Origin of the sequence: Allorhizocola rhizosphaerae, from assembly GCF_003426775.1 — a bacterium.
In the GTDB taxonomy this organism is placed as follows: domain Bacteria; phylum Actinomycetota; class Actinomycetes; order Mycobacteriales; family Micromonosporaceae; genus Allorhizocola; species Allorhizocola rhizosphaerae.
Genome location: NZ_QJUG01000326.1, coordinates 1 through 7,231 on the forward strand (window position 1 = coordinate 1; position 7,231 = coordinate 7,231).

Annotated in this window: 6 protein-coding genes; 3 read left to right on the top strand and 3 right to left on the bottom strand. The window is 67.8% G+C overall.

Annotated features, from left to right (window positions below):
• Positions 1 to 2,824: preprotein translocase subunit SecA (secA, locus tag DM816_RS38810; protein WP_117215478.1), on the bottom strand; the 2,824-nt coding region annotated here is incomplete at its 3' end.
• A gap of 86 nt (positions 2,825 to 2,910) precedes the next feature.
• Between secA and DM816_RS38815 the strand changes: the two genes are divergently transcribed.
• The 3 genes from DM816_RS38815 to DM816_RS38825 are packed head-to-tail and all read left to right on the top strand — an operon-like array spanning position 2,911 to position 6,081.
• Positions 2,911 to 3,474: a GNAT family N-acetyltransferase gene (locus DM816_RS38815; RefSeq protein ID WP_211589042.1), complete on the top strand. Its 564-nt coding sequence runs from the start codon at positions 2,911 to 2,913 to the stop codon at positions 3,472 to 3,474.
• Positions 3,471 to 4,559 carry a GNAT family N-acetyltransferase gene (locus tag DM816_RS38820; RefSeq protein ID WP_246002620.1) on the top strand — a complete coding sequence of 363 codons (1,089 nt, stop codon included), beginning with the start codon at positions 3,471 to 3,473 and terminating at the stop codon, positions 4,557 to 4,559. Before DM816_RS38815 ends, DM816_RS38820 begins: the two co-directional genes overlap by 4 nt.
• A 49-nt stretch (positions 4,560 to 4,608) precedes the next feature.
• The gene (locus tag DM816_RS38825) at positions 4,609 to 6,081 is read left to right on the top strand and encodes a S1 family peptidase (protein WP_117215479.1); all 1,473 of its coding nucleotides are present in this window, start codon (positions 4,609 to 4,611) and stop codon (positions 6,079 to 6,081) included.
• 22 nt (positions 6,082 to 6,103) lie between these two features.
• Here DM816_RS38825 and hpf read toward each other — a convergent pair whose 3' ends face one another.
• Together hpf and DM816_RS38835 are read right to left on the bottom strand one after the other, a co-directional pair.
• Complete coding sequence (gene hpf, locus DM816_RS38830) at positions 6,104 to 6,757, bottom strand: ribosome hibernation-promoting factor, HPF/YfiA family (RefSeq protein ID WP_117215480.1); 654 nt, start codon at positions 6,755 to 6,757, stop codon at positions 6,104 to 6,106.
• A gap of 175 nt (positions 6,758 to 6,932) precedes the next feature.
• Positions 6,933 to 7,231 (bottom strand): phosphoribosyltransferase family protein (locus DM816_RS38835; protein WP_281274405.1); only part of this gene is annotated, 299 nt, incomplete at its 5' end.

Here is a 7,231-nt window from a genome sequence, read left to right on the forward strand (position 1 = left end):
CGCCCGCGCCGCCGCCGCGGTTGCCTGAGCCGCCGCCGCGCCCGCGCGGTGAAGGCTTGCGGCCCTGCGACGCCGCTGTCCCGCCGCCTGCGCCAGCGCCGCCACCGATGCCCAGCGCCGGTGCCTGCTGGATCTGTGTCGTGCCGGAGCCTGCCGCGCCATCGATGGTGGGCGACGTGTATTGCAGGGCACGCGGCTGCTGACGCTGCCCGAAGCCCTTGGCCTGCACTTCGACCGACGATTCGCGCTCCGGCAGGGGCACGCCCTCCTGCGCGGGGGCGGCCTGACCGGTGGGCGCATCGGCGATCTGGACCTCGGCGTTGAACAGGAAGCCGACGGCCTCCTCCTTGATGCCGTCCATCATCTGGGCGAACATGTCGAAGCCCTCGCGCTGATACTCCACCAGCGGGTCGCGCTGTGCGTAGGCCCGCAGGCCGACGCCCTCCTGCAGATAGTCCATCTCGTAGAGGTGCTCGCGCCACTTGCGGTCGATGACCGCGAGCAGGATCTGCCGCTCGACCATGCGCATGGCCTCCGGGTGCGGCATGGACTCCTCGCGCCGCTTGTACGCCTCGTGCGCGTCCTGCTTGAGCCGCTCGATCAGGAAGTCCACGTCGAACGTTGTCCGGGTGCCGCCGGTCTCCTCTTCGAGCTCCTCGATGGTGACGCCAACCGGGTACAGCTGCTTCAAGTTGGTCCAAAGCTGGTCGAGGTCCCAGTCTTCGGCGAAGTTTTTGCCGGTCTCGATGGTGGCCCCATGCACGTAGGCGGTCACCACGTCATCGATCATCCGGTCGATCTGGTCGTGCAGGTCTTCACCGGCCAGCACGCGCGATCGCTCCGCGTAGACGACCTGACGCTGCTTGTTCATCACCTCGTCGTATTTGAGGACGTTTTTGCGGATCTCCGCGTTTTGCGCCTCGATCTGCGTCTGCGCGCTCTTGATCTGGCGGGTGACCATCTTGGACTCGATTGGTACATCCTCGGGGATATTGAATCGGTCCATCACCGCCTCGACCGCACCCGACCGGAAGCGCCGCATGAGATCGTCCTGAAGGGACAGATAGAACCGGGACTCGCCGGGGTCGCCCTGCCGGCCCGACCGGCCGCGCAGCTGGTTGTCGATGCGCCGCGACTCGTGCCGCTCGGTGCCCAGCACATAGAGCCCGCCGGCGGCCACGACCTCCTCGGCCTCGACCGCGCACGCCTCTTCCCACTTGGGCAGGATGGCCTGCACCTCTTTGTCGTAGGCCTCCTCGCCGAACTCCTCCTCGGTGATGCCGCGCTGGCGCAGCTCCGCCTTTGCCAGGAACTCGGGGTTGCCGCCGAGCAGGATGTCGGTGCCTCGACCGGCCATGTTGGTCGCGACGGTGACGCCGCCCTTGCGCCCGGCCTGGGCGACGATCTCGGCCTCACGCGCGTGGAACTTGGCGTTGAGCACGTTGTGCGGCACGCCACGGCGGCGCAGCAACTGCGACAGGATCTCGGAGTTTTCCACGGAGACCGTGCCGACGAGGACCGGCTGGCCCTTGGCGTGCCGCTCGACGATGTCCTCGACCACGGCCTGGAACTTGGCCTTCTCGGTCTTGTAGATCACGTCGGGCTTGTCCATGCGGATCATCGGCCTGTGGGTCGGGATCGAGATCACGCCGACGTTGTAGACCTTGTTGAACTCGGCGGCCTCGGTCTGCGCCGTGCCGGTCATGCCGGAGAGCTTGTTGTAGAGGCGGAAGTAGTTCTGCAGGGTGATCGTCGCGAGGGTCTGGTTCTCCTGCTTGATCTCCACGCCCTCTTTGGCCTCGATGGCCTGGTGCATGCCCTCGTTGTAGCGCCGGCCGTGCAGGATGCGGCCGGTGAACTCGTCGACGATCAAAACCTCGCCGTCGGAGACGATGTAGTCCTTGTCGCGCTTGTAGAGCTCCTTGGCCTTGATCGCATTGTTGAGGTATCCAACGAGCGGCGTGTTGACCGACTCGTACAGGTTGTCGATGCCGAGGCGGTCCTCCACCTTCGCGACACCGCGCTCGGACACCGCGACCGTGCGCTTGGACTCGTCGACCTCATAGTCTCCGGAGCCGTCCTTGCCCCGCTCCATCCGGGCGACGATCTTGGAAAATTCCGTATACCACCTCTGCGACTGCTCGGCGGGGCCGGAGATGATCAACGGGGTCCGCGCCTCGTCGATCAGGATCGAGTCAACCTCATCAACTATGGCGAAGTTGTGCCCCCGCTGCACCTGGTCCTCCCCCGACCATGCCATGTTGTCGCGCAGGTAGTCGAAGCCGAACTCGTTGTTGGTGCCATAGGTGATGTCGCACTCGTAGGCCTTCTTGTGCTCGACCGACGGCCGGTTGGGCAGCACCACGCCCACGGACAGGCCCAGGAAGCGGTGGATGCGGCCCATCCACTCGGCGTCGCGCTGGGCCAGATAATCGTTGACCGTCACGATGTGCACGCCGTCGCCGGACAGCGCGTTGAGGTAGGCCGGCAGCGTCGACACCAGGGTCTTGCCCTCACCGGTCTTCATCTCGGCGATGTTGCCGAAATGCAACGCGGCCCCACCCATGATCTGCACGTCGTAGTGGCGCTTGTGCAGCGTGCGCTTGGACGCCTCGCGGACCGTGGCGAACGCCTCCGGGAGCAGGTCGTCGAGGGTTTCCCCGTCAGCGAGCCGTGCCCGGTATTGATCGGTCAGCGCGCGCAGCTCGGCGTCGCTCAGATCAACGTAGTTCTCCTCGATGGAGTTGACGGCCTTCGCTATCGCTTCGAGCCGGCGCAGCATCCGCCCCTCGCCAGCACGCAGGATCTTCTCAAAAAACGACACGGGTTCGCTCCCCTAGACGGTTAACCGGACCCATCGTAGCGCCCACGGCGCCCGAAATGGCTTGCGGAATGTGGCAGTGTGAATTCATGACGCCACAGCCCCAGCCCGTGTTGCATGCCACAACCGAGCGCGGCGAAAAGATCATGCTCCGCCCCGCCGAGCCCGGCGACGTCGAGGCGATATTTACCGCCTGCACCGACCCGGAAACCCTCGCATGGACGACCCTGCCGCTCGACTATGACCGTGCGCGCGCCGTCGGGTTTGTCGAGGGTTACGCGCCGGGTTGGTGGGAGCGTGGCGACGGCGCCTGCTGGGTGATCGCCGATGCCGCCGATGCCTACGCCGGGCAGCTCGATCTTCGCATCGACCCGCGCGACCGGCAGGTCGCCGATGTCGGGTTCCTTACCGCGCCGCATGCCCGTGGCCGGGGCTACATGACCACCGCCCTGCGCGCGGCGTGCGAGTTCGGCTTCGAGCACCTGGGGCTGGAGCGCATCGAGTGGCGGGCGCACGTGGGCAACGACGGGTCGCGCAAGGTCGCCGGGCGGGTGGGCTTTCAGCTGGAGGGCGTCCAGCGCGCCGGGGTCGCCCAGCGCGGGCAGCGCCGCGACGCGTGGGTTGCGGCTCTGCTAAAAGGTGATCCACGGTGAAGGCGATCGAGGGCGAGGGGTTGCGGCTGCGCCCGTGGGAGCCGTCCGATGTGGACTTTTTGGTGGCGGCGATGGACGACCCGGAGATCCGGCGGTTCCTGCCGCACATGCCCGACCCATACACCGAGGATTCGGCTCGCTGGTGGATCGAGGAGGGCTCGGTCGCGGCGTGGGAGTCGGGCGGGGCCGCGTTTGCCGTGACCAACGACAGCACGGGCGAGATGCTGGGCGGCGCGGGCCTTGGCAGCGTCCTATCAAGACGGTTGCAGGGCGAGGTGGGGTACTGGGTGGCGCCGTGGGCACGCCGGCGCGGCGTGGCGACCAGGGTGACGAGGGTCGTCGCCCGCTGGGCGTTCGAGGGTGGCCTGCACCGCCTGGAGCTGCTCACGGCCCGGGAAAATCCGGCCAGCCAGCGGGTCGCCCTCGCGGCCGGGTTCGCGCGCGAGGGCGTGCGCCGCATGGCGGGCGCGCTCCCCGACGGTCTATGGCAAGACCTGGTGGTGTTCGCGCGGCTCAGCGACGACCCGGAGGGGCCGGTCAAGCGCGTGCTGCCCGACTTCCCGGGCGGCTGTCTGACCGACGGCGTGGTCCGGCTGCGCCCGCTGGGCCCGGCCGACGGCAAAGACTTCCGTGAGCTTAACGAGCTGCCGGAGGTGGCGCGCAACTTCATCGGCGACATGTCCAAGCTTGAGCAGCGGTGTGCCACGGCCGAGTCGGCCTGGCTCGCGGGCGAGATGGCCAACTGCATCATCGAGGACGCCGAGACGGGCGCGTTCGCCGGGGACATCTCGCTTAACTACCGCGAGGCGTTCACCGGCCAGGCGATGCTCGGCTACGGACTGCGCCCGGAGTTTCGCGGGCGGGGCTTCGCCACCCGTGCCGTGAAGTTGATCTCGGATTGGGCGTTCGAGGCCGTCGGGGTCAGCCGGCTCGTCGCCGGTACCTTCCCGGAAAACAAGGCCTCGCAACGGGTGCTGGAGCGGGCCGGATTCGAGCGGGAAGCGGTCTTCAAATCGGCTCTGCCGCTGCGCGACGGCACCCGGACCGACAACGTCCAGTTCGTCAGGCATCGCGCGGCGGTATGACGTAACCGATATCTACCTATTGCGATGAGGGCATGGAAGCCTTCGCCGCATGAATCGAGGTTCAATCACCGCCACCGCGGTGATCTTAACGTCCGCGGGCCTGGTCGCCGCCCTGACCATACCGGCGTTGGCCGGTCCCAGGCCCGATTCCACCGCTGAGGCCGCCGCCGCTGCCGGCATCTCGCCTCAGGTCTTCCAGGCGCTCGAGCGCGACCTCAAGCTCGACGCCGACGGTGTCCGGGTCCGCCTGGCCAACGAAACCAAGGCGAGCAAGGCGGACCTCAAGCTGCGCAAGGCTCTGGGACAGTCGTTCGCCGGCTCGTGGCTGTCCGGCGATGCCGCCACGCATACCGTCGCCGTGACCGATGCCGCCCTTGCCGAAGAGGTACGAGCCGCCGGAGCCCAGCCCCGCGTCGTCACCCACACCCTTGAGCAACTCGAAACGGCGTTGGCGCGCCTGGAAAACCCGCCCGCGGGCGTGCCCAGCCGGTACGTGGACGTGCCCACCAACAGCGTGGTCGTGCTCGCGCGCCCGGCCGCCGTCGAGACCGCGAAGGCATGGGTAGCGCGCAGCGGGGCCGATCCCACCGCCGTCCGGATTGAACAGTCCGATGAGGACCCCCGCCCGTTCATCGACGTCATCGGCGGCAACGCCTACTACATCGGCAGCGGGAGCCGTTGCTCGGTCGGCTTCTCGGTCAGCGGCGGCTTCGTGACCGCCGGGCACTGCGGCAGCACCGGCGCCACCACCTCGCAGCCGAGCGGGACGTTCCGCGGCTCCAGCTTCCCGGGCAACGACTACGCCTGGGTCCAGGTGGCCTCCGGCAACACCCCGCGCGATCTGGTCAACAACTACTCGGGCGGTACCGTGGCCGTCGCCGGTTCGACCGACGCCGCCATCGGCGCATCGGTGTGCCGCTCCGGCTCGACGACGGGCTGGCGCTGCGGCACCATCCAGGCGCGCAACGCCTCCGTCACCTACCCGCAGGGCACGGTCAACGGGCTCATCCGCACCAACGTGTGCGCCGAGCCGGGCGACTCGGGCGGCTCACTGATCGCGGGCAACCAGGCGCAGGGCGTGACCTCCGGCGGCTCCGGCAACTGCTCGGTGGGTGGCACCACGTACTTCCAGCCGGTCAACGAGATCCTGCAGGTCTACGGCCTGCAGCTGCTCACCAGCGGCGGCACTCCACCGACCACACCACCGACGGGCTGCAGCGGCCACGAGTTCTCCGTGGGCGGCACGCTGTCCAGCGGCGGCAACCAGTACCAGCCGAACGGCAGCTACTACTACTCGTCGACGTCGGGCACGCACCGGGCCAACCTGTGCGGCCCGAGCGGCACCGACTTCGATCTGTACCTACAGAGGTGGAACGGCAGCGCGTGGGCCACCGTCACCTCGTCCACCTCGCCGGGCAACACCGAAGCCGTCAGCTACTCGGGCACAGCCGGGTACTACCGGTACCGCGTCCACGCCTACAGCGGATCCGGCACGTACACGCTGGGCTATTCAAACCCGTGATGTGACAAGCGAAGCGGTCTGCTCACCACGCCAAGGTGAGCAGGCCGTAGTCGTACGCCTTGCGGCGGTAGACCACACTGGGGCGCCCGGAGTCCTTGTCGTGGAACAGGTAGAAGTCGTGCCCGACGAGCTCCATCTGGTAGAGCGCGTCGTCGACGGTCATCGGCTCACCGGAGAATTCCTTCTCCCGCACGATGCGCCAGGGCTGGCCGTCCTCCGGCTCGGCGAACAGGTCGATCCGGCCGTTGGCGCCATTGGGCGTCCGCACGGCTTGCTCGGGCTCGGCGTCGGCCTCGGTTTTGGCCAGCGGAGGCTCAAACAGGGCGAGTTTGGCGGTCGCTTCGGCCACGGAAATAGGCGCATGGCGCCCGCGGTGCACGCGGCGCCGGTCGGCTACCTTGCGCAGCTGGCCGTCCAGCTTGCTGATCGCCAGGTCGAGGGCGGTGTAGAAATCGGCCGCCGTCGCGGCCGCGCGCACCACCGGTCCCCGGCTGAAGCACGTGATCTCGACTCGCTGGCAGTGATCGTTTTGGCGCGGATTGCGCTCATGGAATAGTTCGACGTCAATGCGAATCAGTTTCTGGTCGTAACGCTCGACTTTGTGCAGCTTCTCTGCCACGTGCACTCGGTAATGATCCGGCACTTCAACGTTAAGACCCTTGACGACGATGTCCACGCCTGACCTCCCACACAGATTTGTTAAGAGTCGTGTAACCCGCCAGGGCCACACACCCCGGGGGCTCTGTCGGCCACTAACCCCCTCTCCCAACTGGTGGTTGACTTCAGACGCTAGCTGGTCTTCGCCAACTCGTCACCCCTTGTACCAAGGTTGTTTTTGCGGGATTCGCCCGTTAGTGCCCGGACGTGATCAAGCGGACACCCCGGCCGGGGTGGCGGCGGCGGGTCGCGGCGACCGCGACGCATGCATCGACCTGAATCCCGTTCTGCGCCAACACGTCGGCGGCCGCGGCCAGGGTGACGCCCGTCGTGATCACGTCATCGACCAGGACGACGGATGCGTGCGTCGCAGCTCGGGCCGTATGGGCGAGGCCGGCGCGGCGCACGGCGAACGCCGCGCGGGCCGCTTCGGCGCGGCGCGAGGCATCGAGACTCGTCGAATCGGCGCGAGGGCGGGCGCGCAGGGTCGCGT

Coding starts and splice junctions, on each gene's coding strand:
- DM816_RS38815 (WP_211589042.1), top strand. CDS start 2,911: ATGACGCCACAGCCCCAGCCCGTGTTGCATGCCACAACCGAGCGCGGC.
- DM816_RS38825 (WP_117215479.1), top strand. CDS start 4,609: ATGAATCGAGGTTCAATCACCGCCACCGCGGTGATCTTAACGTCCGCG.